The organism is Enterococcus sp. DIV1304_2 (assembly GCF_050555445.1).
Lineage (GTDB): Bacteria > Bacillota > Bacilli > Lactobacillales > Enterococcaceae > Enterococcus_B > Enterococcus_B pernyi.
This window is the reverse complement of the sequence record NZ_CP187851.1, coordinates 1,704,519-1,731,333: the sequence shown is the minus strand read 5'-3', so window position 1 is coordinate 1,731,333 and position 26,815 is coordinate 1,704,519. Positions and strand designations below refer to the sequence as shown.

Genomic DNA, 26,815 nt, shown 5'->3' with positions numbered 1-26,815 from the left:
AGGAGTGAAAAGCATGAATGGGATCATCAAGCAAATTGAAAAAGGCAAACCGATTTTTGAAAAAATCTCACGTAATATATACTTAGGTGCGGTCAGAGATGGCTTCTTGACGGCTATGCCAGCAATTTTATTTTCAAGTATCTTTATTTTGATTGCGGCAGTTCCTGAGATTTTTGGTTTTCAATGGCCAGAAGGAGTATCGACCTGGCTATGGAAAATCTACAATTATTCGATGGGGGTCGTGGGGATATTAGTTTCTACAACTACTGCACGCTGTTTAGCTGAATCGATGAATCGGAGAATGCCGAAAAATAAAATCATCAATACCACATCGGTGATGCTTGCTTCTTTAGTTAGTTTCTTATTGTTGAGTGTCTCACCGATCGAAGGTGGTTTTTCAACGGAATATATGGGGACGAAAGGATTACTTGCTTCGTTCATCGCTGCATTTATTACTGTGAACATTTATAAGTTTTGTGTACGAAAAGATATTACGATCAAGATGCCAAAAGAGGTACCAGGAACGATTTCTCAAACGTTCCGCGATATTTTTCCATTTTCATTTTCGGTTTTTGCCGCCGTGTTGGTCGACTTAGCTGCACGTAGTCTTTTTGGCATCTCTTTTGCAGAAGCCATCATCACTTTATTACAACCACTATTTACAGCAGCAGATGGCTATTTGGGGATAGCCGTGATCTGGGGTGCTATGGCATTTTTCTGGTTTGTTGGTGTGCATGGTCCATCGATCGTTGAACCAGCGATTGCAGCGATCATTTATGCGAATGTCGAAACCAATTTACAACTGTTCAATTCTGGGGAACAAGCTTCACATGTATTGACTGTTGGTTTAGGAAATTTTGTCGGAACGATGGGTGGAACAGGTGCGACTTTAGTCGTTCCGTTTATCTTTTTGCTGTTTGCAAAATCCAAACAGTTAAAAGCCGTTGGTAAAGCTTCAGTTATTCCAGTCAGCTTTGCTGTGAATGAGCCGTTGTTGTTTGCGGCACCGATGATTTTGAATCCGTATTTCTTTGTTCCGTTTTTATTGACGCCGATTGTAAACGTTTGCTTGTTCAAGTTTTTTGTTGATGTATTTGGAATGAATAGTTTCATGTATGTCTTACCTTGGGCAACGCCAGCGCCGATTGGACTAGTCTTAGGAACCGGCATGGGGGTTTTGGCGTTTGTATTAGCCGCCGTCTTGATTCTCGTCGACTTTGCAATCTACTTCCCATTCTGTAAGGCGTATGATGCAACGTTAGTCGAGCAAGAAGCACGACAAGCAGAACAAGTAGCCATGCAAGAAAACGAAACAAAAGTGACTGTGACGATTCCGGCGAATGAAGGATTGGCAACAGAAGCGAGTTCTTTGGGTGATTCAGGAAAAGAAATCAATGTATTAGTTTTATGTGCAGGTGCAGGTACAAGTGCTATGCTTGCAAATGCCTTAAAAGAAGGAGCAAAAGAATTTGATGCACCAATCAGTGCTTTAGCAGGTGCTTATGGTTCTCATTACGAGATGATGGAAGACTTTGATATGATCGTCTTGGCGCCGCAAGTGCAATCTTACTATGAGGATATCAAGGAAGACACAGATCGTTTAGGGATTAAATTGGTTGCCACAAAAGGTGCAGAATACATTGGTTTGACAAGAGATCCTGAGAAAGCTGTTCGGTTTGTTTTAGATCAATTTTAAATCAAAGGAGAGATCGTTAAATGAACAAAGTAAAAGGTTGGCGAGTGTTGGTTGTCGGATTATTTGTTTCATTAGTCAGTGTAGTAGTAGGCACAAAGCAAGTGGAGGCAAAGGAATTGATACGAGGAGCAGATATCTCGATATTAGCAGATATGGAAAAATCTGGTGCAGGATATTACGAAAATGGTGTGAAAAAAGATGCATTACAGATTCTAAAGAACAATGGCGTCAACTATGTTCGTTTGCGATTATGGCAAGATCCTTATGATGATCAAGGGAATTCATATGGTGCAGGCACGAATGATTTGAAAACAACGATTGCTTTGGCGAAACGTGCGAAAAACCAGGGATTGAAAGTGTTACTTGATTTTCATTATAGTGATTTCTGGGTGGACCCTGGCAAACAAAACCTACCGAAAGCATGGGAAAACTATAGCTTTGAGCAACTTGATGCAGCCTTATACGGTTATACGAAAAGTGTATTGACAGAAATGAAAAACAATGGCGTATATCCTGATATGGTCCAGATAGGTAATGAATTGAATAGCGGCATGCTTTGGCCTCATGGGAAATCATGGGGGGAAGGTGGTGGCGAGTTTGATCGATTAGCCACTTTCTTGAAGTCTGGGATTCGGGGAGTAAAAGAAACACAACTAGTCGACACGCCAATCATGCTACATTTAGCTGATGGTGGAGATACAGATGTATTTACTTGGTGGTTTGATGAGATTACAAAACGTGGGGTAGATTACGATTTGATCGGCCTGTCCTATTATCCTTATTGGCATGGCTCGATGAATGCCTTACAAACGACAATGAACACGATCAGTGCCAGATATGATAAAGAAGTCAATGTGGTAGAGACTGCGTATGGACACACAACTGCCAATGCGGATAGTATGCCCAATGCTTTTGGGCCTGAACAGGAAATTGCAGGAGGCTATGCGGCAACACCAGCAGGTCAAAGAGAATATTTGAATGATTTGGTGACCCGTATCCAAACCGTACCAAATGAGAAAGGAAACGGATTCTTCTACTGGGAACCTCTATGGTATAACGGCAATGTCTCTTGGGCAACAGCTGCTGGAATGAACTATCTAGGCGTACAGTCTCAAACAGGAAATGAGTGGGATAACCAAGCGATGTTTGATTTCAATGGACAAGCGCTTCCTAGCTTAAAGGCATTTCAAGAAGCAGGGAGACAGCAAAATCTTCTGAAAAATCCTAGTTTTGAAAATGACGGTTTCACGAACGCACCGTCCAATTGGTCGGTGTGGCGAGGCAATGGCGCAGCAATCGATACATTGAAAACTGAAACTGGTGGGTTTTCCGGAACGTATAAAGCAACCTTTTGGGATGATCAAGCGTATCAAATGTCGATATATCAAACGGTTAATGGATTAAGCAAGGGAACCTACACATTAACTGCTTATACTATGGCAGGCGGCGATTTGACCACTAGTCAGGTGTATGTCAAAAATCATGGTGGGAAAGAACTGAAGGCTTCGATCACTAAAAGTGGCGAGTGGACGAAGGTAACGATCAAAGATATCCCGGTTACTTCAGGCACGAGTGAGATTGGCATTTATGTTGATGCAAAAGCGCAAGGATGGGTATCGGTGGATCATGTGACCCTCGTTAAAAATCAATAGTAAAAAAGCCCCTAAGGACGCTTGGTTTTTCCAGACGTTCTTAGAGGCTTTTTTTAGTCGATCAGATATCTAATACTTTATCCAAGAAATCTTTCGTTCGTTCATTTTGCGGATTTTCAAAGATTTGTTGTGGTGTGCCATCTTCAAGGAAGTTGCCGCCATCTATAAACATGACACGGTTAGCGACTTCTTTAGCAAAGCCCATTTCATGTGTCACGATGACCATAGTCATTCCTTGTTTCGCTAATTTTTTCATGACATTCAATACATCGCCGACCATTTCTGGGTCCAAGGCTGAAGTAGGTTCATCAAAGAGCATGATATCGGGATTCATAGCTAATGCACGAGCGATAGCAACCCGTTGTTTTTGTCCACCAGATAAGTTATCTGGGTACATATCTTTTTTGTCTTCTAAACCAACTGTTTCTAACAATTTGATTGCTTTTTTCTCTGCTTCCTCACGAGAGAGTTTCTTTAGATCCATCGGTGCTAAAACGATGTTTTCCAACACAGAAAGATGTGGGAAAAGATTGAAATGCTGGAATACCATGCCAATATGTTGTCTTACTAAGTTGATATCTGTGTTTTTATCCATCAAATGAGCACCATCAATGATGATATCACCGGATGTCGGATCTTCTAAACGGTTCAAACAACGTAAAAAAGTACTTTTACCTGAACCAGAAGGTCCGATCACACAAACAACATCGCCTTCATTGATCGACACGTTGATGTCGTTCAAGACAGTGTTGTCTCCATATTTTTTTACAAGATGTTCGACTAAGATTTTTTCTGTCATCTTATTTCACCTTCTTTTCTAAAACTTTCGCGAATTTCGTCAATGCAGTGATCAAGATCAAGTACATTACTGCGATGATCAAGTAAACATACGTACTTTGAGTGGTCCGAGCAACGATGATTCGTCCAGTTTGTAGCAACTCGACCACACCAATCGCTGAAATGATCGTCGTATCTTTCAATGAGATCACGAATTGGTTGACAAACGATGGAATCATGATTTTAAATGCTTGTGGTAAAATGATTTTTTGCATCGTACGGTTATAAGACAGACCTAAACTTCGTGAAGCTTCCATTTGTCCTGTAGGAACAGCGTTGATCCCGCCGCGTACGATTTCAGCGATATAGGCACTCGCGTTCAAGGTCAATGTGATGATCCCTGCAATAAAGTCAGGAATCGTAAAGCCGACGATACTTGGTAGACCGAAAAAGATGAAGAAAGCAAGTACCATCATCGGGATTCCACGAATGATATCTACATAGATGCTGGCAACTGTTCGTAAGGCGCGGATCGGTGAAACACTGAAAAGACCGAAGATTACGCCGACAACTAAAGCTAGTGCAAATGAGATCAAGGTTAATAGGATCGTTTGCCATAAGCCTTTCAATAGCGCTTTGTAATTGTTTTGGATCAAGCCAGTCAATGTCGATTCATCAACAGCTGGTGCTGCTGCACTTTCGTCTGTAGAGATGTATTGATTGATGATCTCATCATATTGACCTGTTCGTTTTAATTCTTTTAATCCTTCGTTGAACATTTGTAATAATTCAGGATTTTCGCCTTTTTTCACTGCGAAACCATAAGAGCCACCAGTTTCTCGTTCGATCGGCGTTTCTAATTCCTGACCATTTTTGATCGCATAACCGATTACTGGATAGTCATCCATCATTGCGTCAATTGCTCCGACTCTCAAACTGTCATATAGCTGATCTGCAGCATCGAAATATTTGATTTCGTAGCCGTATTTCTCTTGGTTAGCGACCAAGAAATCTGCACTTTCGGTACCGACTTTCGCACCGACTGTTTTTCCATCTAAGTCTTCATAAGACTTGATCGAAGTATTGCCTTTTTTGACTGCGATTTGGATACCACTTTGGAAATAAGGGTCTGAAAAATCAAACGTTTTTTTACGTTCATCGGTAATCGTCATCCCCGCGATCATTCCATCTGCTTGTCCAGATTCCAATGCTTGTAACGCAGCAGAGAAACCGCGGAAGTCCATGCGGATATTGAATCCATGCATTTCTGAGATAGCTTCCATTAAGCTGACATCGATCCCCACATATTCGCCATCCGCATTTTGATACTCGAATGGAGCGAAGGCCGAATCACTTGCAATCACATAAACGTCTTTTTTAGGTTCTATTTTTTGCATCGTCTCGCTAGTTGCTGTAGTCGATTGCGTCTCATCAGCTTGCACAGGCGTGTGCAGAGCGAATGTAACAAGTCCTGTCATTATGAAAAGGAATGTCTGTAACATGTTTCTTTTTTTCATAAATAACCTCCTATATAAATTTCGATAATTTCCAATATTTAACTATTATAGGCGAAAAGATATTCCTAACACAAGATTCCAAGAAAAAATAATTCAAAAAAGTAGCGGTTTGTTACATGGTATGTAAGAAAATATGACATACGATAAAAGGAAGAGATGACCTTTAAGATCTGAAACTTTCAATTGGCGAAAGTATGTTCGCCGTGATATAATAGAAGAACAAGGAATGCCTTTGCTTTCCTTTTCTTTTTTTTGATGAAATGAGAGAAGGAATGAACGAAAAGGAGGACGAACAATGATTGAAAGAGATACCTCCCGTCATTTTGAGTTGGTGTCAAAATACCAACCAGCCGGCGATCAACCAGAAGCGATCAAGCAGTTGGTCGAAGGTGTAAATGAGGGTAAAAAAGCGCAGATTTTATTAGGTGCGACCGGAACAGGGAAAACCTATACGATATCTAATTTGATCGAAAAAGTAAATAAACCAACTTTGATCATTGCACATAATAAGACACTAGCTGGCCAATTATATGGGGAATTCAAAGAGTTCTTTCCGAATAATGCGGTCGAATATTTTGTTTCTTACTATGATTATTATCAACCAGAAGCCTATGTACCTTCGAGTGATACGTACATTGAAAAAGATTCAAGTGTCAACGATGAAATCGATAAATTGCGTCATTCCGCCACAAGTTCATTGTTAGAACGAAATGACGTGATCGTGATTGCTTCGGTTTCTTGTATTTTTGGATTAGGTTCACCATTCGAATATCAAAAACAAGTCGTGTCGATCAGACAAGGTGCGGAGATGGACCGTAATCAATTGATCCGAGATCTAGTCAGCATCCAATTTGAGCGAAACGATATTGATTTTCAGCGCGGTCGTTTTCGAGTGCGTGGTGATGTCGTGGAGATCTTTCCAGCTTCACGTGATGAGCGAGCATTACGCGTGGAATTTTTTGGTGATGAGGTCGAAAGAATCCGTGAAGTGAATGCGTTGACAGGTGAAGTATTAGGCGAAACAGAGCACGTCGCTATTTTCCCAGCTACTCACTTTGTGACCGATGACGATCATATGGAACATGCGGTCGCAAATATCAAAGCAGAACTGGAACAACGATTGACTGTGTTACGTAATGAGAACAAATTACTAGAGGCGCAACGCTTAGAACAACGGACGAACTATGACATCGAGATGATGTTAGAGATGGGCTATACTTCTGGGATCGAAAACTATTCACGTCATATGGATGGTCGTAAAGAAGGCGAACCGCCGTATACGTTATTAGATTTCTTCCCTGAGGATGCGCTGATGGTCATTGATGAATCTCATGTGACGATGCCACAGATCCGTGGAATGTATAACGGAGACCGTGCGAGAAAACAAATGCTAGTCGATTATGGCTTCCGCTTGCCATCTGCACTAGATAACCGTCCTTTACGTCTAGAAGAATTTGAGAAACATGTCAACCAGATCGTCTATGTTTCTGCTACTCCTGGACCTTATGAGTACGAACAAACAGATACAGTGGTCCAACAAATCATTCGACCAACAGGATTATTAGACCCAGTCATCGAAGTACGACCGATCATGGGTCAAATCGATGATCTAGTAGGTGAAATCAATGAACGGGTCGAAAAAGATCAACGGGTGTTCGTGACCACGTTGACGAAAAAGATGTCAGAAGACTTGACCGATTACTTCAAAGAGCTAGGGATCAAAGTGAAATACTTGCATAGTGATATCAAAACATTAGAACGAACAGAGATCATTCGCGACCTTCGTTTAGGTGAGTTCGATGTATTAGTTGGTATCAACTTACTACGTGAAGGATTAGATGTCCCTGAAGTATCGTTAGTTGCTATTTTAGATGCCGATAAAGAAGGGTTCTTGCGAAGTGAACGTTCGTTAGTCCAAACCATCGGACGTGCGGCACGTAACTCAGAAGGTAAAGTCATCATGTATGCGGACAGAGTCACTGATTCTATGCGTTTGGCCATGGACGAAACGTCAAGACGTCGTAGTATCCAGCAACAATACAATGAGGAACATGGCATCGTTCCGAAAACGATCATCAAAGAAATCCGAGACTTGATCTCGATTACGAAAGAATCAGAAGATGATGCAAAAGAAACGGTACAAGTTTCTTATGAAGAGATGACAAGAGAAGAAAAAGCAACACTATTGATGAAACTAGAAAAAGAAATGAAAGATGCAGCGAAAGCATTGGATTTCGAGACCGCAGCCAATGTGCGTGATATGATTCTTGAATTAAAAGCATCTGAGTAGGGGGTAAACATGGCTAACGATAAAATTATTATTCATGGCGCAAGAGCGCACAATTTGAAGAATATCGATGTGACGATCCCACGTGATAAATTCGTGGTCGTCACCGGATTATCCGGTTCAGGGAAAAGTTCACTTGCTTTTGACACATTATACGCAGAGGGACAACGCCGATATGTCGAAAGTTTATCTGCGTATGCCCGTCAATTTTTGGGGCAAATGGATAAACCGGATGTCGATAGTATTGATGGACTTAGCCCAGCAATCTCGATCGATCAAAAAACAACCAGTAAAAACCCTCGTTCTACCGTAGGGACAGTCACAGAGATCAATGATTATTTACGTTTGTTGTTTGCTCGGGTCGGTCATCCGATCTGTCCAAATGACCATATCGAGATCACCAGTCAATCCGTCGAACAAATGGTGGACAAAGTGCTAGAACTGCCTGATCGGACGAAGATCCAAATTTTAGCACCGATCGTGGTAAAGAAAAAAGGACAACACAAAAAAGTATTTGAACGTGTCCAAAAAGAAGGGTATGTTCGTGTTCGTGTAGACGGAGAAACCTATGACGTTAGCGAAGTACCTGAATTAGAGAAAAATAAAAAACACGATATCGCGATCGTGATTGACCGCATCGTGGTCAAAGAAGGCGTCCGCTCTCGTTTATTCGATTCTATCGAAGCAGCGCTTCGTTTAGCGGATGGCTATGTACTGATCGATGTGATCGGGGAAGAAGAAATGCTCTTTAGCGAACATTATGCGTGTCCGTACTGTGGGTTTACAGTGGGAGAATTAGAACCGCGCTTATTTTCTTTCAATGCACCATTTGGCGCATGTCCGGATTGTGATGGTTTGGGTGTCAAATTAGAAGTCGATATCGATCTAGTGATCCCAGATAAAACAAAAACATTGAACGAAGGAGCAATCCTCCCTTGGAATCCCATCAGTTCGCAATATTATCCACAAATGCTGGCTCAAGCTTGCGAAAGTTATGGCATCGATATGGATACACCATTTGAAGACTTACCTATTGAACATCAAGAAATCGTGTTGAATGGTACCTCAGAGCCCTTCCATTTCCACTACGAAAATGATTTTGGCGGAGTGAGAGATGTTGAAACGTCATTTGAAGGGGTGATGACCAATATCAAACGTCGCTACCATGATACGAACAGCGATTTTACGAGAGAGCAAATGCGTCTTTACATGACAGAATTGACGTGTAAGACTTGTGACGGTTACCGATTGAATCCACAAGCTTTATCCGTACAGATCAATGGTACGAATATTGGTCAGACGAATGAGTTGTCGATCCAACATGCCGTTGAATTTTTTGAAAATCTAACGTTATCAGAGCAAGAAAAAGTCATTGCTCGTCCGATTCTAAAAGAAGTCAATGATCGTTTGTCATTTTTAGAAAATGTGGGTCTTGATTATTTGACACTTAGTCGTGCTTCGGGCACTTTATCAGGTGGAGAAGCGCAACGGATTCGTTTAGCCACACAAATTGGTTCAAATCTATCGGGAGTTCTTTATATCTTAGATGAGCCTTCCATTGGCTTGCATCAACGGGACAATGATCGCTTGATCGGTTCATTGAAGAAAATGCGTGATCTTGGCAATACCTTAGTGGTTGTGGAACATGATGAAGATACGATGCGTGCAGCTGATTATTTGATCGATGTTGGGCCTGGTGCGGGACATCAAGGTGGCGAGATCGTTTCTGCTGGAACGCCAGCTCAAGTTGCGAAGGATAAACATTCATTGACCGGACAATATCTGTCTGGCAAAAAATCGATCCCTGTTCCTGAAACAAGACGAAAAGGTACAGGAAAAGCGATCAAGATCACAGGTGCGACAGAAAACAACTTGAAAAACGTGTCCGTCGAGTTTCCTTTGGGTGAGTTCGTGGCGGTCACTGGAGTCTCTGGTTCAGGGAAAAGTACGCTTGTGAACAGTATCTTGAAGAAGGCATTAGCACAAAAAATCAATCGTAATTCAGCCAAACCAGGAAAGTTCAAAACGATAACTGGTTATGAAGGAATCGAAAAAATCATTGATATCGATCAAAGCCCGATTGGTCGGACACCAAGAAGTAATCCGGCGACTTATACGAGTGTCTTTGATGATATCCGTGATCTGTTTGCTCAAACTAATGAAGCGAAGATGCGTGGCTACAAAAAAGGTCGTTTCAGTTTCAACGTGAAAGGTGGACGCTGTGAAGCTTGCCGCGGGGATGGGATCATCAAAATCGAAATGCATTTCTTACCAGATGTGTATGTCCCATGCGAAGTCTGTCATGGGAAACGTTATAACTCAGAAACACTAGAAGTTCATTACAAAGGAAAAAGTATTGCGGATATCTTAGAGATGACGGTTGAAGATGCCGTTGAGTTTTTCCAACCGATCCCTAAGATCCATCGAAAACTACAAACGATCGTTGATGTTGGCTTAGGCTACGTCACGATGGGACAACCAGCAACGACATTGTCCGGTGGAGAAGCGCAACGAATGAAACTTGCGAGTGAACTGCACAAAATTTCTAATGGGAAGAATTTTTATATTTTAGATGAGCCGACTACAGGGCTTCACACTGATGACATTGCTCGTTTATTGCATGTTTTGCAACGATTGGTTGATGCAGGAAATACTGTGTTAGTCATTGAACACAATTTAGACGTCATCAAAACAGCGGATCATTTGATCGATCTAGGACCTGAAGGTGGCGAAGGTGGCGGTACGATCCTAGCGACTGGTACACCAGAGGAATTAGTGAAAGTCAAAGAAAGCTATACAGGACATTATTTGAAAAGAATCATGGAAAAATAATAAAAGTGATGATGATAGTTAAAAAAATATTAAAAGAATACAATATGTATTGTTTTCTTTTCATGAGTATTCTAGAATATTTTATATGGTAGTTCTTTCTACACTTATTGGTATAGATAAAAACTTCCTATAAGTTCAATCCGTTCAAAAAAGAATTGAGCAATCGGAGGAGATTCCTTTGATTGCTTTTTTCTTTATGGTATGATATTCCTTGTGTAATTGTAAAAGAAAAAACAAGAGATTATTAAGTTAGTGAGAGATAATGATGAACAGTAATGAAAAAAATGAATTTATCCCTATTTTATTAGGTAGCGATATGAACGTTTATGGTATGGCCCGTTCATTTCACGAGGCATATGACACAGTTTGTCAATCCTATGCGTCGAATCAATTAGCGCCTACCCGCTATAGCAAAATCGTAAACGTTGAAGTGATTCCAGGATTTGATCAAGATCCGGTTTTTATAGAGACGATGAGACGTTTAGCAAAAGAAAAATATACGGATAAAAATAAAAAATATTTACTGATAGCTTGTGGCGATGGATATGCCGAGTTGATATCTCAGCATAAAGAGGAGCTGTCTGAAACTTTTATATGTCCTTATATCGATTATTCACTTTTCGAGCGATTAGTGAATAAAGTGAGTTTTTATGAGATATGTGAAGAATATCAGTTACCTTATCCCAAAACATTGATCATTCGAAAAGAAATGTTGAACAATGGCCGCTTAGAACAAGAGTTACCTTTCAATTTTCCTGTAGCACTAAAACCGGCAAATAGTGTGGAATATTTATCTGTCCAATTTGAGGGACGAAAAAAAGCGTTTATTATTGATAATCGCGAGGAATTTGATTTGATGTTAGGTCGGATCTATGAAGCAGGTTATACGAGCGAAATGATCGCACAAGATTTTATTCCTGGGGATGACAGCAATATGCGTGTCTTGAATGCCTACGTTGATGACCAGCATCAAGTACGAATGATGTGTCTAGGACATCCATTACTTGAAGACCCAACACCAGCGTCTATCGGAAACTATGTGGTGATCATGCCTGACTATAACGAGAAGATCTACCAAACGATCAAAGCATTTCTAGAAAAAATCGAGTACACTGGTTTTGCAAACTTCGACATGAAATATGACCCACGAGATGGGGAATATAAATTATTTGAGATCAATCTTCGTCAAGGAAGAAGTAGTTTCTTTGTTACGCTCAATGGCCTGAATTTAGCACGTTTTCTAACAGAAGACCGTGTCTTTGGTGTGCCATTCGTGGAAACGACCTACGGAACGAACCAATCAGACCAAGCGAAGCTATGGCTTGGCGTGCCTAAAAAAGTCTTTTTGACTTATGCCAAAGAGAACGAACAAAAACAACGTGCCTTGCAGTTGATCAAAGAAAAACGCTATGGAACGACTGTGTTTTATGAGAAAGATCATTCACTTAAACGCTGGGTATTGATGACTTATATGTTCCGAAACTATATTCCAAGATTTAAAAAATACTTTCATTCGAAAGAAGGCTAGTTCATGGAGAATTTTTTCAGCATCTTAGGTGGGATGGGAACGATGGCAACGGAAAGCTTTGTCCGCTTGATCAATCATCGTGTCAAAGCCGCCAAAGATCAGGATTATTTGAACTATGTATTGTTCAATCATGCGACAGTTCCTGATCGAACGGCCTACATTTTGGATCAAACAAAAGAAAATCCTGTCCCTTATTTAGTTGAGGATGTCAAAAAACAAAATTTACTACAACCGAATTTCATTGTGTTGACTTGTAATACAGCTCATTACTTTTTTGATGACTTACAAGCTGAGACGACGATTCCGATTTTGCATATGCCACGAGAAGCGGCAAAAGAGCTTGTCCGTCAAAAAACAACGGGTAAAGTAGCTGTTTTAGCAACTCAAGGAAGTATTCTTGCCGGCGTTTACGAAAAAGAAATCAAAGCGTTAGGATTTGACGTGGTGATTCCTGACCAAGAACTACAAGAAAAAGTGAACTACTTGATTTATCATGAAATCAAAGAAGCGGATCGCTTGAACAAAGAACTTTATTTTGAGATTTTAGAAGAAGTCGTTCAACGATTGGCATGTGAAAAGATCATCTTAGGCTGTACAGAATTGTCTTTGATGCAAGAAGTTGCCTCCGATAATCCTTATCCTGTGATCGATGCGCAGTCGATATTAGCTGATCGAACAATCGAGATGGCACTATCTGCTCGAAAGTAAGATACGTTTTGAGTGTAATAATAGTTGTGGGCTGAGTTTGATCCACAGGGGTTCAGCTCCTATAAATTAGCGCGAAAAGAGTTAGAGACAGAAATGTTTCCCCTCGAGAAATAAGACGCCATCCACGAAAATTGTTCTTCAAATTTTTGTGGATGGCGCCTTATTTCCGAAGAGGGTACTTTTGTTCTCGCCGTTTATTCGTTTTTAGAATGTGCGAGAGGACTACTGTCCCCTCACTTTTCGCGCTTATTATGAAGTGATTTATTTTTACTTCACAGTCTTTGAATAAAATCAAAAGAAATCGAATTCAAACTAGCAATGATACGCCCGGGATGATATAATTTTATAGGAGAACGAGAGAGGAGGCCATACGTATGGCTGATAATTTAGAACTAGTAATCATTACAGGAATGAGCGGTGCAGGTAAAACTGTGGCCATTCAAAGCTTTGAAGATATGGGGTACTTTTGTATCGATAATATGCCCCCAACACTGATCCCAAAATTCTGGGAACTGATCAAGGAATCTGGGAAAGTCACAAAAATGGCACTTGGTGTGGATCTACGTTCACGCTCTTTCTTTGAAGAGATCCAAAGTATGTTGATCGAGATCGAAAACACAAATTTCATCGATACCTCTGTCTTATTTTTAGATGCTTCTGATGAAGAGTTGGTTGCTCGTTATAAAGAAACCAGAAGAACACATCCGATGGCGATGGATGGTCTAGTAACGGAAGGTATTCGTAAGGAACGGGCGATTTTAAATGACATCAAAGCACAAGCTTCGGTCATTATTGATACGACGACTTTAACTCCACGACAACTACGTGAAAAAATCAATCAAACATTTAAAACAAAAGATGATCAAGGATTTCGCATCGAGTTTGTTTCGTTTGGTTTCAAATATGGATTACCGATTGATTCAGATATTGTGATGGATGTTCGCTTTTTACCGAACCCTCATTATATCGCTGATTTAAGACCATTGACTGGGAAAGATAAACCAGTCTATGATTACGTCATGTCCTTTGACGAAACAGAATTATTTTATTTGAAATTCCTTGATTTATTAAAGACAGTTATGCCAGGATATATCAAAGAAGGAAAAAGCAGTTTGACTGTAGCAATTGGCTGTACGGGTGGACAACACCGTTCAGTTGCTTTAACAGAAAGATTATCTCAAGCGCTTAGTGAAACATATAAAGTCAATGTAACTCATCGTGACAAAGATAAGCGCAAAGAGACGGTGAACCGCTCATGAAAATGAAAACTTACCGAATTCGAAAACCCAAAATCGTTGTAGTCGGAGGCGGTACAGGCTTACCTGTTATTTTGAAAAGTCTGCGTAATCAAGGAGCCGATATCACGGCAATCGTGACCGTCGCAGATGATGGCGGTAGTAGTGGTGAGATTCGCCAGTCGATTGCGATGGCTCCTCCAGGAGATTTAAGAAATGTGTTAGTCTCGCTATCTGATATGCCTCAATTTTACGAAGATATCTTTCAGTACCGCTTCAAAAAAGAAGACCAATTTTTAGCCAATCATACCATTGGTAACTTGATCATTGCGGCAGTTGCTGAAATGAGAGGGAGTACTTATGAAGCAGTACAACTATTGTCTCGAATGATGCACGTGGATGGTCACATCTATCCCTCTTCTGAAACGCCGTTGACCTTACATGCGGTCTTCAAAGATGGAACGACAGCGATCGGAGAATCTAAAATCGCTCTTGACCGCAAAACGATCGATCGGGTATTCGTGCGTAATACAGAAGACGAAAGTGAAGCCAAAGCAGGCCGCAAAGTCGTTTCTGCGATCATGGAAGCAGATATGGTCGTCTTAGGGCCGGGAAGCTTGTTCACGAGTATTCTTCCTAACTTAGTCATACCAGAAGTTGGTGAAGCCATGCTTCAAACGAAAGCAGAGGTCGTGTACATTTGTAATATCATGACACAAAAAGGGGAAACAGAACATTTTTCAGATGCAGACCATATTCGTGTGTTGCATCAACATTTAGACCAACCCTTTATCGATACTGTTTTAGTCAATACAGAAAAAGTTCCCAAAGATTACATGGACCCGGAAATCTACGATGAATACCTTGTCCAAGTAGCACATGATTTTAATGGCTTAAGAGAAGAAAATTGTCGGGTCATCTCGACAGACTTTTTAGAGTTGAAAAATGGCGGGGTCTTCCATGATGGTGAAAAGGTAGTCGAAGAACTATTTCGTATCGTCTTTGGCTCAAAGTAATTAAAGGAAAAATTTTGTGAAAAGGAGGTGGATAACGTGTCATTTGCAGCTGAAGTCAAGAAGGAATTGACTGGTTTGGAAGTCCATCGAGAACATGCAAAAGCGGAATTAGCCGCGTTATTACGAATGAATGGCTCACTTGGAATCGTCAACCAGCAATTCATCTTGAATGTACAGACAGAAAACGCCGCAATTGCTCGACGGATCTACTCACTTTTAAAAGATCATTATCAAGTACGAAGCGAACTGCTCGTACGCAAGAAAATGAAATTAAAGAAGAATAATGTCTACATTGTTCGCTTGAAACAAGGAACAAAAAATGTATTGATGGATCTGGATATCATGGATGGCATGATGTTCAATGGGCATGTTTCCGATGAGATCATGGGAAATGCACAAAAGATGCGTTCATATTTACGTGGCGCATTTATGGCGTCGGGTTCAGTCAATAACCCGGAAACAAGTCGTTATCACTTAGAGATTTATTCGATCTACGAACAACATAACCAAGATATTTGTAATATGTTGAATTACTATGGTTTACACGCGCGTACACTAGAAAGACGTAATGGCTATATCTCTTATTTAAAAGGGGCCGAAAAAATTGCTGATTTCTTGACTCTGATTGGCGCAACCAATTCGATGTTACGTTTTGAAGACGTGCGGATCGTGCGTGATATGAGAAATTCAGTGAACCGATTAGTCAATTGTGAGACGGCTAACCTGAACAAAACCATTGATGCAGCATCAAAGCAGATTGAAAATATTGAATTGATCGAAGCACGAGTGGGTTTACAAGCACTTCCGGAAAAGTTACAAGAGATTGCTGAATTACGCTTGCAACATCCTGAAGTCAGTTTAAAAGAACTAGGAGAAATGATCCCATCCGGAGCGATCTCGAAATCAGGGATCAATCATCGGATTCGAAAAATCAACGAATTTGCTGAAAAATTAAAGGAACAAGCATCCTAACGAACAATGAATTTATTGTTCATTTAATCGAAATATAAACATATTGTGGTTTGACTAATTTGTCTTTTGCTTTTAGGGTTCATCGAAGCAAGAGGATAGATGTCAGACCACTTTTTTTTCTTTTTCTTAAAAATGGGCATGAATCTAAAGTTTAGGTACTTATAATGAATGTAAATTAGTGATAGTGAGGAGGAGATTGCATTATGGAAGAAGCACATAAAAGTAAGAAACGTAAAATAGATGAGCTATATCCTACAAGAGAGCTAAAAGAAAAGCGTGATCAAGCCATTTATCGTGAGTTAATATCAGGTCAGTTGGAAAAAGACATCATGAACAAGTATCAAATCAGCAGAGAGCGCCTCTATTCAACCAAGAAAAAGCTGGCAATCCAAGAGATTATCGGGCAAAAAAGCCAAAAAACAATTGCCTATCGGTTGAAATTGACAGTCTCACAAGTTCGTAAGTATCGAAATGATTATATTTATACCGCATTAGCAAAAAACGGAGAGATAGCAGCATTAGCAGCTGAATTTCAGATGAGTGAAAAACAAATCTTGCAGATTCGCAATAAAAGGATTGCCACTGAATTGATAAAAGGATCGAGTGTAACAGAAGTAGCAAAAGATTCACAGTTATCAGTCAATAAAATTCGTTCAATCAGAAATGAACAGATTATCGAACGATTGAAAGAACAACATCCTGAAGAAATTGCCAGAGATTTCAATTTATCAATGGAACAAGTATTTTTGATCAAGCAACGTTCGCTAGAATCAAATAATAAGACAAAAGAGTTGTCTCCCGCGAACAAAAATCTCTTGGATCAATTAGAGGAACGCAAAGCGAAGGTACTAAGTTTACTTGAAGAAAGCAAAACAACAAAAGCTGTAGCACAAGAATTAAAGATCAGTCAACGAGCAGTCATTGATATCCGTAATCGTGAAATTGAAAAATCATTCGAAGCTGGACAGACTGGCCAAGAAATCAGTCAGCGATTCCACATTGGAATCGAGGAACTCTATCGACTAAGAGATGTTCGTCTATTGATACAAAGCGATCAAGGGAAAACGAGTAGTCTTCTTTCAAAAAGATTTAATGTGTCATTATCCAGAGTTGGATCGATTTTGTGTCGGAATAATGCTTCTAGTAAGCTTGATCATACTACAGCAAGCTCTCGAAAAACATTTGATATTTCAGTAGTATCTGATGAGACAAGACGAGAAATTCTGAAACGAATCAAAGAAACAAAAATAACGAAGGCTTTGGGAAAAGAATTAGGAGTAATCGTTCCCCTGATCTATAAAGTGAGAAATCATGGGATATTAACAAAATTGAACAGTGGAGAATCCACTCAAGCGGTCGCAGAAGAATTCAAAATGGATATCAAAAATGTTCGTGAAGTTATTTTCCGAGCAAATCTGGCAGAATTTCCCAATATCAAGCGACGTACTTTAGATTATTTGACACCTGAACAAGTGCAAACAGTTAGAAACTGCCTCAATCGCAAGATGACGATCAGAGAAATCTCTGAAGTACTAGGAATCAAAGACTCGTTGGTCAGATGTGTGCAAACAAAAATGAAATCACAAAAAGGAACAATCAAGATGAAGCATCGAGTCACAAAAGAACAAAAAAAGCAGATCATGCAAGACCTAAACTACATGACTCCATTTGTGAATTCTTCGAAATCAGGGGTGAGTGAGTCGACCATCCGCGTTTTGGCTACTAGGTTTGAAGAAATCAAGGGGAGAGAAATCCAAGAAAAACGAAAAACAGCAAAAATGAAGGCACTACAAAAGATGGATGAACTACTTACTAAGGTAAAAGAAGAAGCGAAAATCCGCAATATTCAGCAAATTATTCAAAAAGAAAAAATGCCAAAAACGAAATTGATGACACAACGTGAATAAATAGATACGAGTAATGGACAGTATTCTAAAGAGCATTAGCCCTCTTTTTGATCAAGACGAAGTAGAATCATTCCTTTGATCTCTTTTTAGCATATGTTAAAAAAAAGAAAGATCGATCAAAGAAATACTCCTATAACGAGAGAATGAAACAAACAAGTTAGGAGGAAACTGTAAATGAGTGATTATGAAAAACAGGTAGTGACATCCAAAAGAAGATTTCAAATACGTACGCAAGCAATTGAAAAAAAACAAGACGTATTAGCGGAAATAAGACATCGCAAAACGAACGTATATATCATAAAAAAACATCACCTTACTCTTTGGCAGGTCAGATTCGTTATAAAAAGAGAAATTATACGACAGATCAAAAAAGGTACGCGTATGGAAATAATCGCTCACCGATTGAATATGTCGCTAGATCAAATTCGAGAGGTACGCAATAACTATATCAAACATCATCTAATAAACGGTGCTTCAAAGAATGATCTCGCTAAAAAGCTACATATGGAGCATCAACAGATACTTACTATTCGAAATCATATGATCGAGAAAAAGTTAGTTCAAAAATTGACCATCAAAGAAGTTGCGCACAGGTGGAAATTGGCAGAGAGTAGTGTAGAAAAGATACGAGAACAAGCCATTTTAAGACGATTACAAATGACTCATCCAGAAGATGTTGCCACTACTTTTCGATTATCCGTTGAAGATGTTTTACGTATTCGTCAGAAAATTAGCCAACCACTTGCCTTGCAAGGTCATGTCACAAAAGAAAGTAAGAAATGGCTAAAAAATATCAATCGACAAGAACAAGCAATTGTCGCGAGCTTAGAACAAGGAAAGCCAACAAGAATCGTTGCCCAGCAATTGAATATCAACCAAAAATTTGTGATTCGGACACGTACGCGTCATATTGAACAAGCATTCGAGCAAAAGCAGCCACTAGCAGAAATCAGCAAACGATTTTATACACCTGTGGATGAACTAAGAAAACTTAGGAATCAGCGGATTTTGTATTATCGCGAGGATGGAATCAAAGCAAGTATCTTAGCTAGAAAGTTCAATATGAAAACTACTGCCCTACAGAAAGTCGTTTATCATAATCAGGCAGTACAACAACCCATGAAAAAAGATAAGAAAGAGAATAAAACTGAGCCACTAACGTCGTTTTCAGTTGAAGCATGTGCCAAATTTATGGAGGAATTAAAAAAAGGGAAATCAATGGCCGAAATTGGTCTCTCTCTTAACTTGGATCACCATAAAACTTGTGCAATTAGAAATCACCTGATTTTAACGAAGCTTAATAACGGGGAGAAGACAGAAGCTATCGCAAAGCAATTCAATACGAATTTGACCAATATCTATCAAATCACGTTTCAAGCGGATCTAGTAAACTATCCCAATATAAAAAAACGGACAAATAGTTATTTGACAGAGCAACAAACGCAGGATGTTAAGCGGATGATAGGGGAAGGAAAAACAAACAGCCAAATTGCGCAGCTACTTTCGGTAAAAAAATCATTAGTCATCAGTAAAAGGCGATCATTGAAAAGACTGACAAGATTATCTAACAAAAAGCATAGAATTACAGATGAACAAAAATCAGCGATCCTTGCAGATGCTAGGTATCTCGATAGGGTCACTAATGCCATGAAACATGGGGTAAGTATAGAGTCAGTTCGAGTCATCTCGAAGCGCAATAATAAAATGAGCATAAAAAAAATCAGTGAACGAAAAAATGATGTGGAGAAACTAAAAAAATTCAAGGAAATAGAAAAAGAAATCAAACGACAAGCAAAAGTAGAGAATATCAAGCGGGTCCTCCAAGAAAAGCCGCAACAGTTTCGTTCAACCAAACATACTTCGATACTACAACGATAAAAAATAGACCGAAAAAGCCAATCGCTTTTCGGTCTATTTTTGATTTTAACCATCAAGGAATGATCAAATGATGAATTATTTAACCAATTCACTCAATTCTTCTGGTGTGATCGATTCATCAAAGATATGTTCATCGATGATTACAGTAGGGACGAATTGGATGTGAGCAGCATTTGCTTCATCGATGATTGCTTGAGTAGTTGCTTGGTCTTCTTGTTCGGTTAAACCAAGTGTTTCTGTTGCATATTCGGCAATGCCGTCTAAATCAAGTTGTTTCCATTCATCTTGCGCATCGAAAATCGCTTTGATTTGTTTTAATGCGACTTTTCCATCCGTCGTAGTGATATGATGATGCATCACATTTCCTTTTTGTAAACTAGGTTTTTCTTTGTCGAATAATTTGATGATTCGTAAGAGTCTTCCAGATTGAACCGCCTCTTCTAAAATGTCATAAGATTCGATAAACCATTGTCGACAATAAGGACAAGCAAGATTAACAAATTCGATCATTTGTTTTGGTGCATCTTCGTTTCCGTACATGATTCCAGTAGTTTTGTTTGTTTTTGTTGCATCAATAATTGAAATATCCATTTTTTAACACCTCTTTATTCTATTGTAATAACTTTACCCTAAAAAAGACAATGATTTGTTCAAAGAAATAAATGTGTGTGTGAATCGTTAATCTCTCATTTCCTAGATTAAAAAGCTAAAAGTTGTAAGAAAGGAAAAGCTATTTTTTTATTTTCTACCTGTCGATTCTGGTCGAAGCATTTCTGTCATATCTTTAGCATGTGATTTTTCTTTCAAAATTAGGAGGTTTTCTTTGTTCGTTTACGGTATAATAATAAAGATTATTTAGATAAATTGAGCAAAGGTGATGAAACATGCGAAAAATGAAGACGATGGATGGGAATACTGCTGCGGCATATATTTCATATGCCTTTACAGAATTAGCAGCGATCTATCCAATTACGCCTAGTTCAACAATGGCTGAACTGGTTGATCAATGGGCAGCCTCAGGTAAAAAAAATATTTTCGGACAACCAGTGAAAGTCGTAGAGATGCAATCAGAAGCTGGTGCTGCTGGTGTCGTACATGGGTCATTAAAAACCGGAGCATTGACAACAACGTACACTGCTTCACAAGGATTATTATTGATGATCCCAAATATGTATAAGATAGCCGGTGAACTTTTACCTAGTGTTTTTCACGTAGCTAGTCGAGCGGTGACGACGAATGCGTTGAATATTTTTGGTGATCATGGCGATGTGATGGCCGCTCGCCAAACAGGATTTGCGATGCTTGCGGAAAGCAGCGTCCAAGAAGTGATGGATTTAGCGCCAGTTGCGCATCTAGCTTCCTTAGAAGGAGAAATCCCTTTTGTCAACTTTTTTGATGGTTTTCGAACGAGTCATGAAATCCAAAAAATCGAAGTGTTGGAATATGATGAATTAGCTCCTTTGATTCCTCAAGAAAAATTGGAGGCCTTTCGTGAACGTGGAATGAATCCTAATCGGCCGACGACCAGTGGGACGAATCAAAACCCTGATATCCACTTTCAACAACGAGAAACGATCAACCGATACTATGATCGTTTGCCCCAAATCGTGAAAAAGTATATGGATAAAATCAATGAACTTCGAGGAACTTCTTATGATCTGGTCACTTATTATGGAGCGGCTGACGCAGAAGAAGTCATTATTTCAATGGGATCAGTTGCGCAAACGATCCAACAAACAGTTGATTACTTGAACCAAAACGGTCGTAAAGTCGGCTTCTTGAATATCCACTTATATCGTCCGTTTCCAATTGAAACATTGATTGAAAAACTACCGAATGCCGTAAAGGCAATTGCTGTTCTAGATCGCAGTAAAGAGCCGGGAGCAGGGGGAGAACCTTTATTATTAGACGTTCAAAGTGCGTTATATGATGCAGAACGTCATCTGAAAGTGATCGGCGGACGTTATGGCATTGGTTCAAAAGATGTCACCCCTGATCAGATTGTAGCGGTATATGATGAATTGAAAAAAGAAAAAACGGACATGAAGAAACGTTTCACGATCGGGATCATTGATGATTTAACTTACTGTTCTTTGGAGGTTGGCCCATCACTTGATTTGACTGAAGCGAATACTTACCAAGCGAAATTCTGGGGATTTGGATCTGATGGAACAGTTGGAGCAAATAAATCAGCGATCAAAATCATTGGTGACCATACAAACAAATACGCACAAGGCTATTTTTACTATGATTCAAAAAAATCAGGTGGTCTGACTGTTTCTCATTTGCGTTTTGGCGATACACCGATCCGTTCGACCTATTTAGTCGAACATGCCGATTTTGTAGCTTGTCATACCCCTGCTTATCTTCACAGCTATGATTTAGTCAAAGGATTGAAACCTAAAGGGACTTTCTTATTGAATACACTTTGGTCAGACGAACAACTAGCTACGCATCTACCGACCCATTTAAAACGATATTTAGCTGAAAATGAGATCCAATTTTATACGATCAATGCGATGCGCTTGGCGCAAGAAGTAGGTCTAGGTCGGCGGATCAATACGGCGATGGAAACAGCATTTTTCAAGTTGGCGAATATCATACCATTCGAAGAAGTCTTACCGATTTTGAAAGAGGAAGCCTTGAAGAGTTATGGTCATAAATCAATGGCGATCGTTGAAAAAAATATCAAAGCGATAGATCGTACAGTGGAATTGTTGCATAAAGTCGAAGTGCCGGCTGAATGGGCAACATTGGTGCTTCCTGATAAGGAGAAAAATACTCAAAATCGCTATATCAGAGACATCCTTGAACCAATCAACGCTCAAGAAGGAAATCAGCTTTCAGTGAGGACCTTAGCAGAAAACGGAATGACACGAGGCGATATGCCTTTAGGAACCGCTGCTTACGAAAAACGCGGGGTAGCACTTGAAGTACCTGAATGGATCAGTGAGCGCTGTACGATGTGTAATGAATGTTCGTTCGTTTGTCCTCATGCAGCGATTCGACCATTCTTAGCCGATGAGGAAGAACTAGAAGAAGCACCGGAAGGGTTCATTGTTCGAGAAATGCGTGGGCCAGATGGTTTGAAGTATCGCATCCAAGTGTCTGTCGAAGACTGTACCGGTTGTGGCTTGTGTGTCGAAGCGTGTCCAGCAAAAGGTAAAGCACTAGTGATGAAGCCCTATGAAGAACAAAAGAAACAAGCAATCAACTGGGCATTTGCGATGACCTTGCGACAAAAAGAAAATCCGATCAAAGGAAAAAATACAGTGTTATCGACCCAATTCAATCAACCTTTATTAGAATTTTCAGGCGCATGTTCCGGTTGTGGGGAAACGCCTTACGTGAAGCTGTTGACACAGATGTTCGGTGACCGTATGATGATCGCCAACGCGACAGGCTGTTCATCTATTTGGGGCGGAGCAGTGCCGGCTTCACCATTTACCACAAATAATTGTGGGCAAGGACCTGCGTGGTCAAATTCATTATTAGAAGATAATGCTGAATTTGGTTATGGGATGCTTTTAGCCGCACAAACAAGAAGAGAAGCTTTAGCAGAGACGATGAAAAAAGTGATGCCTAAAGTCTCCTTAGAACTACGTGAATTGATGGAAGATTGGTTGGCGCATATGTTTGAAAGCGAAGGAACCCAACAACGGGCAGCTAAATTACGTGGGGCAATCGAAAATGAGCTTGAAGCTGCTCCTGAATTACAAACGATCTACCAAGAAAAAGATCTATTTGTCAAAAATAGTCAATGGATGATCGGTGGTGATGGCTGGGCGTATGATATCGGTTTTGGCGGAATCGATCACGTCTTGGCAAGTGGCGCAGATGTAAACATTTTAGTCATGGATAATGAAGTCTATTCCAATACAGGTGGACAAGTCTCAAAAGCCACACCTGCTTCAGCAATCGCTAAATTCTCAGCAAATGGGAAATATGCCTCCAAGAAAGACTTAGGCATGATGGCGATGACGTATGGGAATGTGTATGTGGCACAGATCGCTTCAGGTGCGAATCAAATGCAAACGATCAAAGCATTTGAAGAAGCAGAAAAATTCCCTGGACCATCGTTGATCATTGCGTATACGCCATGTATTGCTCATGGGTTACTAGGTGGAATGAAAGAATCGATCAAAGAAGCAAAAGAAGCAGTGGCTTCAGGCTATTGGTCGTTGTATCGCTATAATCCTGAATTGATCGAAAAGAATAAAACGCCGATGACACTAGACTATAAAAAGCCTGATTTTACAATGATGGCTGACTTCATGCGCAAGCAAGTCCGTTTTTCATCGCTTGAAACGATCCACCCGCAGGCAGCGGAGCAGTTATTCAATAAAACGATCCAAGATGCGAAAAAACGGTTTTACAACTATGCGGCGATGACTGGTCAATTAGAAAAAATCAAAGCGAAGATCGAACCGACAGAAGGTACTGAAAGTCCAGAGATCGAAAAACCGAGAGTCAAAAAAGAACGAACGGTTGATCCGGAAGCAGAAGCTAGACGTGCTGCCAGACGTGCCGCTAGAGCGGAACGAAGAAAAACCAAAGAATGATAAAACGAAACGATCCAAGGAAATAGAATAACTTATTGGTGAATAAATGGAAAATGTAAATTTCTTGAAAAAAATTGGTTTTTGTTAGGAAATTCCAAGCAGATAAGTCTCTTCTGGGGAAACATATGATATACTAAAGAGGAAATCTCAAAAGAGAAGAGAGGCTGTCTATGTCATTTCAAATCGGAGAACTTTTTAATTTAGACTATTGGCGACAAATGTTTTCCGGTGACTTGTTTTCTCAGAATTTTTTGGTGAACATACTCGATGTATTGGTTGTTTGGTATTTAGTTTATAAACTCATTCAACTATTGCGAGGAACAAAAGCAATCCAATTGCTAAAAGGGGTAGGGATTTTTGTTGTTATTCGGATCTTAGCCGAGATTATTGGTCTACATACCTTATCTTGGTTGATGAATCAAGTGATCACGTATGGTGTGATTGCGGCTATCGTCATTTTTCAACCAGAGATACGGCGTGGATTAGAACACCTCGGTCGTAGCTCACTTTTCAAACAATCGAAGAGTGAGAAGCAAGAAGATGAACAGATGATCCTTTCTTTCGACAAAGCGATCCAATATATGTCCAAACGTAAAATCGGTGCCTTGATCACGATCGAACGCCACACCGGTTTGGATGAATATATCGAAACAGGGATTGCTTTAGATGCCGATATCACTGGCGAATTACTGATCAATATTTTTATTCCGAATACACCGCTGCATGATGGTGCAGTGATCGTAAAAGATGGAAAAATTGCAGTAGCCAGTGCCTACTTGCCTTTATCTGAAAGTATGTTGATTCCGAAAGAATTCGGAACCCGTCACCGAGCGGCTGTCGGAGTCAGTGAGGCGAGCGATGCGATTACGATCGTTGTCTCAGAAGAAACAGGAGATGTCAGCATTACGTTGGATAACCAATTGATGCCTGGCTTATCTCAAGAAGAATATTTGACGATCTTGCGTAAAAATTTGATCGTCGAAGAAAAAAACAAAAATAAAAATACGCTCCAAACCTTCTTAGACGTGATGACTAAGGGAGGGGATCACAAATGATCTCAAAAGAGAGGCGTAAAAGTATCTTATATGCGTTTGTTGCGTTATTATTCAGTATTGTGCTGTATTTTAATGCGAATGGACAATCTGTCCAAGATACGTTGTCAGGAAATGAAGCCTATACGCAAAACGTTTCTGATGTGTCAGTACAACTTTTATACGACACGGATCAATATTATATCCATGGATATGAGAGTACGGTCACAGCGAAGTTGTCCAGTGCCAATCGTGTTCAGTTGAATGCCGAAGCAATTGAAGATACAAGAATGTTTCGGGTGACAGCAGATCTCACTGGTTTAGGTGAGGGAACACATGAAGTACCATTGAAAATCAGAAATCTGAGCAGTGCAGTCAAAGCAAAACTAGAGCCGGATACGATCACAGTGACTATCGAGAAAAAAGTGACAAAAGAATTTGAGGTCACGCCTTTACTCACAACAGAATCAACTCCAGCTGGATTCGAATTGAATGACCTTGAGTTATCACCAAAAAAAGTGACGGTCACGACTGGCGATCAGACACTAGAAGAGATCCAACAGGTCGTAGCGAGGATCGAACCTGCGATGATCACGGACGATGGGGTCGACACGAGAGTCACTGTACAAGCATTGAATAGTGCAGGAGAACCTTTAAGTATTGTTTCAGATCCAGTGCAAGTCACTGCAAAAGCAACGGTAACAAAGCCTACGAAAACGATTCGACTTTATGGAACAGCACAAGGGACCCCCGCAGATAATGTGGAGAGTTACGATTTCAGTTTCTCTGACATTGAAGCAGAAGTCACTGGTTCAGAGAGTCAACTGGCTCAACTAGGAAATAGCATCACGATACCAATCGATATTTCTGGGATCGTCCACCGGACGACAAGAAATATTGATATTCCGGTAGAGAGTGGACTTAGTATCACACCACCTTCAATCGATGTTGAGATCACACCGGTCCTGAAAACAAGCACGGAAAACACTAGCCGTTCTAATTCGGGAAATTCCGGAAATTCGGGAGGAAGTACAACTTCTGGTGCAGGGTCGACACCTGCGAACTCTTCGTCATCGACGACACGTCAGTCTGAAGAGACGCAGTCAACATCGAGTGCAGGGTCGAATGAATCATCAAGTGAGACAACACAATCAAGTAGTCAACCGAATAGTCAAGAGGATTCATCGGAAAATTAAGTTAAAGGAGCAAATTTACAG

The 26,815-nt window shown here is 40.1% G+C and carries 17 protein-coding genes and 1 pseudogene; 15 read left to right on the top strand and 3 right to left on the bottom strand.

All coding sequences use genetic code 11. The annotated features are described in order from the left end of the window. Positions 1-13: 13 nt before the first annotated feature. The 3 genes and pseudogenes from IGJ14_RS07940 to IGJ14_RS07930 form a co-directional block, all read left to right on the top strand. Positions 14-1,298 (top strand): annotated as a pseudogene (locus IGJ14_RS07940) (PTS transporter subunit EIIC); the annotation flags it as partial. Continuing rightward, on the top strand, positions 1,298-1,696 hold the full coding sequence (locus IGJ14_RS07935; RefSeq protein WP_374952895.1) for a lactose/cellobiose PTS transporter subunit IIB: 399 nt from the start codon (positions 1,298-1,300) through the stop codon (positions 1,694-1,696). The pseudogene IGJ14_RS07940 and the gene IGJ14_RS07935, both read left to right, overlap by 1 nt. Positions 1,697-1,716: 20 nt before the next feature. Continuing rightward, entirely contained in the window at positions 1,717-3,348 is a 1,632-nt protein-coding gene (locus IGJ14_RS07930; protein WP_207463618.1) for a glycosyl hydrolase 53 family protein, read from the top strand. Positions 3,349-3,409: 61 nt separating this feature from the next. Here the strand turns inward: IGJ14_RS07930 and IGJ14_RS07925 are convergent, their stop codons facing one another. Together IGJ14_RS07925 and IGJ14_RS07920 are read right to left on the bottom strand one after the other, a co-directional pair. Continuing rightward, positions 3,410-4,147 carry an amino acid ABC transporter ATP-binding protein gene (locus tag IGJ14_RS07925; protein ID WP_019723724.1) on the bottom strand — a complete coding sequence of 246 codons (738 nt, stop codon included), beginning with the start codon at positions 4,145-4,147 and terminating at the stop codon, positions 3,410-3,412. A 1-nt stretch (position 4,148) separates the two neighbouring features. Next, the gene (locus IGJ14_RS07920; RefSeq protein WP_019723723.1) at positions 4,149-5,642 is read right to left on the bottom strand and encodes an amino acid ABC transporter substrate-binding protein/permease; all 1,494 of its coding nucleotides are present in this window, start codon (positions 5,640-5,642) and stop codon (positions 4,149-4,151) included. A gap of 295 nt (positions 5,643-5,937) precedes the next feature. Here IGJ14_RS07920 and uvrB point away from each other — a divergent pair, with 295 nt between their 5' ends. The 9 genes from uvrB to IGJ14_RS07875 all read left to right on the top strand — a co-directional run bounded on the left by uvrB (position 5,938) and on the right by IGJ14_RS07875 (position 20,005). After that, entirely contained in the window at positions 5,938-7,932 is a 1,995-nt protein-coding gene (gene uvrB, locus IGJ14_RS07915; protein WP_019723722.1) for an excinuclease ABC subunit UvrB, read from the top strand. Positions 7,933-7,941: 9 nt separating this feature from the next. Next, positions 7,942-10,761, top strand: coding sequence for an excinuclease ABC subunit UvrA (uvrA, locus tag IGJ14_RS07910; RefSeq protein WP_066025332.1), 2,820 nt, complete (start codon positions 7,942-7,944; stop codon positions 10,759-10,761). Positions 10,762-11,023: 262 nt separating this feature from the next. Next, positions 11,024-12,289 carry a D-aspartate ligase gene (locus tag IGJ14_RS07905; RefSeq protein WP_195339193.1) on the top strand — a complete coding sequence of 422 codons (1,266 nt, stop codon included), beginning with the start codon at positions 11,024-11,026 and terminating at the stop codon, positions 12,287-12,289. Positions 12,290-12,292: 3 nt separating this feature from the next. Next, a complete protein-coding gene (locus IGJ14_RS07900; RefSeq protein WP_019723110.1) occupies positions 12,293-12,997 on the top strand; it encodes an amino acid racemase in 705 nt (234 codons plus the stop codon). A gap of 374 nt (positions 12,998-13,371) precedes the next feature. Continuing rightward, positions 13,372-14,256 carry an RNase adapter RapZ gene (gene rapZ, locus IGJ14_RS07895; protein ID WP_010735232.1) on the top strand — a complete coding sequence of 295 codons (885 nt, stop codon included), beginning with the start codon at positions 13,372-13,374 and terminating at the stop codon, positions 14,254-14,256. Beyond that, positions 14,253-15,248, top strand: coding sequence for a gluconeogenesis factor YvcK family protein (locus tag IGJ14_RS07890; protein WP_010735233.1), 996 nt, complete (start codon positions 14,253-14,255; stop codon positions 15,246-15,248). Before rapZ ends, IGJ14_RS07890 begins: the two co-directional genes overlap by 4 nt. A 36-nt stretch (positions 15,249-15,284) precedes the next feature. Continuing rightward, positions 15,285-16,220 (top strand): DNA-binding protein WhiA, encoded by a 936-nt coding sequence (gene whiA / locus IGJ14_RS07885; RefSeq protein WP_010735234.1) that lies wholly within the window; start codon positions 15,285-15,287, stop codon positions 16,218-16,220. Positions 16,221-16,423: 203 nt separating this feature from the next. Then, positions 16,424-18,127, top strand: coding sequence for a hypothetical protein (locus tag IGJ14_RS07880; RefSeq protein ID WP_019723109.1), 1,704 nt, complete (start codon positions 16,424-16,426; stop codon positions 18,125-18,127). 174 nt (positions 18,128-18,301) lie between these two features. After that, the gene (locus IGJ14_RS07875; protein ID WP_019723108.1) at positions 18,302-20,005 is read left to right on the top strand and encodes a hypothetical protein; all 1,704 of its coding nucleotides are present in this window, start codon (positions 18,302-18,304) and stop codon (positions 20,003-20,005) included. A 75-nt stretch (positions 20,006-20,080) separates the two neighbouring features. On the opposite strand, the gene IGJ14_RS07870 is transcribed toward IGJ14_RS07875, so the two are convergent. Further along, complete coding sequence (locus tag IGJ14_RS07870) at positions 20,081-20,596, bottom strand: DsbA family protein (RefSeq protein ID WP_019723107.1); 516 nt, start codon at positions 20,594-20,596, stop codon at positions 20,081-20,083. A 293-nt stretch (positions 20,597-20,889) separates the two neighbouring features. On the opposite strand from IGJ14_RS07870, the gene nifJ reads away from it, so the two are divergent. From nifJ to IGJ14_RS07855, 3 genes are all read left to right on the top strand, one after another. Continuing rightward, entirely contained in the window at positions 20,890-24,567 is a 3,678-nt protein-coding gene (gene nifJ / locus IGJ14_RS07865) for a pyruvate:ferredoxin (flavodoxin) oxidoreductase (protein WP_430607408.1), read from the top strand. A 170-nt stretch (positions 24,568-24,737) separates the two neighbouring features. Then, positions 24,738-25,622, top strand: a complete 885-nt coding sequence (cdaA, locus tag IGJ14_RS07860) for a diadenylate cyclase CdaA (protein WP_010735241.1) — start codon at positions 24,738-24,740, stop codon at positions 25,620-25,622. Then, entirely contained in the window at positions 25,619-26,794 is a 1,176-nt protein-coding gene (locus IGJ14_RS07855; RefSeq protein WP_108145457.1) for a CdaR family protein, read from the top strand. The genes cdaA and IGJ14_RS07855 overlap by 4 nt, the downstream gene beginning before the upstream one ends. Positions 26,795-26,815 lie beyond the last annotated feature (21 nt).

Excerpts from the sequence above, each read along its gene's own strand:
- IGJ14_RS07935 (WP_374952895.1), top strand. The coding sequence starts at position 1,298 with ATGCAAGAAAACGAAACAAAAGTGACTGTGACGATTCCGGCGAATGAA.
- IGJ14_RS07930 (WP_207463618.1), top strand. The coding sequence starts at position 1,717 with ATGAACAAAGTAAAAGGTTGGCGAGTGTTGGTTGTCGGATTATTTGTT.
- IGJ14_RS07925 (WP_019723724.1), bottom strand. The coding sequence starts at position 4,147 with ATGACAGAAAAAATCTTAGTCGAACATCTTGTAAAAAAATATGGAGAC.
- IGJ14_RS07920 (WP_019723723.1), bottom strand. The coding sequence starts at position 5,642 with ATGAAAAAAAGAAACATGTTACAGACATTCCTTTTCATAATGACAGGA.
- uvrB (WP_019723722.1), top strand. The coding sequence starts at position 5,938 with ATGATTGAAAGAGATACCTCCCGTCATTTTGAGTTGGTGTCAAAATAC.
- uvrA (WP_066025332.1), top strand. The coding sequence starts at position 7,942 with ATGGCTAACGATAAAATTATTATTCATGGCGCAAGAGCGCACAATTTG.
- IGJ14_RS07905 (WP_195339193.1), top strand. The coding sequence starts at position 11,024 with ATGATGAACAGTAATGAAAAAAATGAATTTATCCCTATTTTATTAGGT.
- IGJ14_RS07900 (WP_019723110.1), top strand. The coding sequence starts at position 12,293 with ATGGAGAATTTTTTCAGCATCTTAGGTGGGATGGGAACGATGGCAACG.
- rapZ (WP_010735232.1), top strand. The coding sequence starts at position 13,372 with ATGGCTGATAATTTAGAACTAGTAATCATTACAGGAATGAGCGGTGCA.
- IGJ14_RS07890 (WP_010735233.1), top strand. The coding sequence starts at position 14,253 with ATGAAAATGAAAACTTACCGAATTCGAAAACCCAAAATCGTTGTAGTC.
- IGJ14_RS07880 (WP_019723109.1), top strand. The coding sequence starts at position 16,424 with ATGGAAGAAGCACATAAAAGTAAGAAACGTAAAATAGATGAGCTATAT.
- IGJ14_RS07875 (WP_019723108.1), top strand. The coding sequence starts at position 18,302 with ATGAGTGATTATGAAAAACAGGTAGTGACATCCAAAAGAAGATTTCAA.
- IGJ14_RS07870 (WP_019723107.1), bottom strand. The coding sequence starts at position 20,596 with ATGGATATTTCAATTATTGATGCAACAAAAACAAACAAAACTACTGGA.
- nifJ (WP_430607408.1), top strand. The coding sequence starts at position 20,890 with ATGCGAAAAATGAAGACGATGGATGGGAATACTGCTGCGGCATATATT.
- cdaA (WP_010735241.1), top strand. The coding sequence starts at position 24,738 with ATGTCATTTCAAATCGGAGAACTTTTTAATTTAGACTATTGGCGACAA.
- IGJ14_RS07855 (WP_108145457.1), top strand. The coding sequence starts at position 25,619 with ATGATCTCAAAAGAGAGGCGTAAAAGTATCTTATATGCGTTTGTTGCG.